We start from the raw sequence: 2130 nt of genomic DNA, 5'->3' as shown, positions 1-2130 counted from the left end.
CCACGGCCCAGCGCGACCAGGCCGCCTACGCCTACCGGGGCGCGGTGCTGTCGGCCCTGGGCGATGTGGAAAACGCGCTGGTCGGCGTGCAGCGCCTGGCCGAACAGGAGCAGGCGGCCGAGCGCCGCCGCGCCGTGCTGGCCCAGACCCTGGGTTATGCCAAGGACCGCTACGAGGCGGGCTATGCGTCCTACCTGGAGCAGATCGACGCCCAGCGCAACCTGTTCCAGGCCGAGACCGAGCTGGTCAACCTGCGCCAAAGCCGGCTGGACAACCAGATTGCGCTGTACCGCGCGCTGGGCGGAGGCTGGTCGGCCGATGCGGTGCTGCCGAGCGCCGCAGTGCAACCCGCCGCCGCAGATTAGGCGGGGCTTAAGCCGGGCGCAAAGCGTTGCGCTCAGCCCTCAGACAGGCCTTGCCAGGGGGGATCCCGGCGTGGCAGGCGCTGGCGCCGCCGCATAATGCGCGAATGCCCCATTCTGGGGCGTTTTGTGCAGAAAGGCGGTGCGCCTGCGCCTTCTGCAGCTGCCGGGTATTGCTGCCATGTCTGAGACTGTTGTTTTGCGGGGGCCTGAGCGCCCCGATCTGTTGCGCCACGAGGTGCTGGCCGATGTGTTCGAGGCCACCGCCTATGCCCACCCCGAGCAGGTGGCGCTGATGGCCGGGGCGCGGCAGCTGACCTATGCCCAGCTCGATGCCGACGCCAGCCGCGCGGCACACCGGCTGATGGAAGCGGGCATTGGCCCGGGCGATATGGTGGGCCTGTGGCTGCCGCGCGGCATTGCGCTGCTCAGCCTGCAGCTGGCCATTGCCAAGACGGGCGCCGCCTGGCTGCCCTTTGACAGCGAGACACCCCCTGAGCGCATTGCGACCTGCCTCGAAGACGCCAGTGCCAAGGCGCTGCTGATGGCCGCTGCCACGCCCCAGCAGGGCCTGCGCGATGCCCAGGTGCTGTGCCCGCTGCTGACCGATCTGGACCTGCTGGCCGAGCTGCCCGCTGGCACCCCGCTGCGCCGGCGCAGCAATGCCCAGCCCGGCGATCCGGCCTATGTGATCTACACCAGCGGCTCGACCGGCAAGCCCAAGGGTATCGCCATCAACCAGGGCAGCATCTGCCACTTTTTGCGCAGCGAGAATGCGCGCCTGGGCGTGCGCCTGGGTGACAAGGTCTACCAGGGCTTCTCGGTGGCCTTTGACATGTCCTTCGAGGAGATCTGGATCAGCTACCTGGTGGGTGCCACCTTGTGGATTGCGCCGCGTGAGATTGCCGGCGACCCCGAGGCGCTGCCCCAGGCCTTGCTGGAGCAGCAGGTCACCGTTCTGCATGCCGTGCCCACCTTGCTGGCGCTGTTTGCCCAGGATGTGCCCAGCCTGCGCATCATCAACCTGGGTGGTGAGATGTGCCCCGAAGCGCTGGTCGATCGCTGGGCGCGTTCGGGCACCGGCGCGCCGCGCCAGCTGTTCAACACCTATGGGCCGACCGAGGCCACGGTATCGGCCAGCCTGGCTGAGCTGCAGGCGGGCGAGCCCGTCACCATCGGCACGCCGCTGCCCAACTACAGCATGGTGGTGGTGCAGGTGATCGAGGCGGACAGCTTTCCCGCCGGCACTGCGCCCCGCTTGGTGGGGCTGCCAGCGGGCGAAGTGGGGGAGCTGTGCATTACCGGCCCCGGCGTGGCCGCTGGCTACCTGGGCCGGCCCGAGCTGACGGCCGAGAAGTTCTTGGACAACCCCTGGCCGGCAGGGCCGCACGACACGCGCCTCTACCGCACCGGCGACCTGGCGCGCATCGATGAAAAAGGCCAGATGCAATGCCTGGGCCGGGCCGATGACCAGGTGAAGATCCGGGGCTTTCGCGTCGAGCTGGGCGAGATCGAGGCCGTGCTGGCCCAGCAGCCCGGTGTGGGCACCACGGCGGTGCTGCTGCGCAAGGACGACGGCATCGACCAGCTGGTGGCCTTTTATGTGCCGCTGGATGCGCCCGCCAGCCCCAGCCACGCCGCGCTGCGCAGCGCGCTGGCCGAGCGCCTGCCGCCCTATATGGTGCCGGCCCGCTTTGAGGCGCTGGCGCTGATGCCGCGCCTGACCTCGGGCAAGATCGACCGCAAGGCGTTGCGTGCCGCCGCGCTC

At 69.6% G+C, this 2130-nt stretch carries 2 protein-coding genes; both read left to right on the top strand.

The window, feature by feature from the left end; all coding sequences use genetic code 11:
* A partial coding sequence (locus H928_RS0100645; protein WP_027010371.1) for a TolC family protein occupies positions 1-365 on the top strand: 365 nt, incomplete at its 5' end.
* A gap of 178 nt (positions 366-543) precedes the next feature.
* On the top strand, positions 544-2130 hold a 1587-nt coding region (locus H928_RS0100640), incomplete at its 3' end, for an amino acid adenylation domain-containing protein (protein ID WP_148292983.1).

Source organism: Comamonas sp. B-9 (assembly GCF_000410635.1).
GTDB lineage: Bacteria > Pseudomonadota > Gammaproteobacteria > Burkholderiales > Burkholderiaceae_C > Comamonas.
This window is presented reverse-complemented; position numbering and strand designations above follow the sequence as displayed.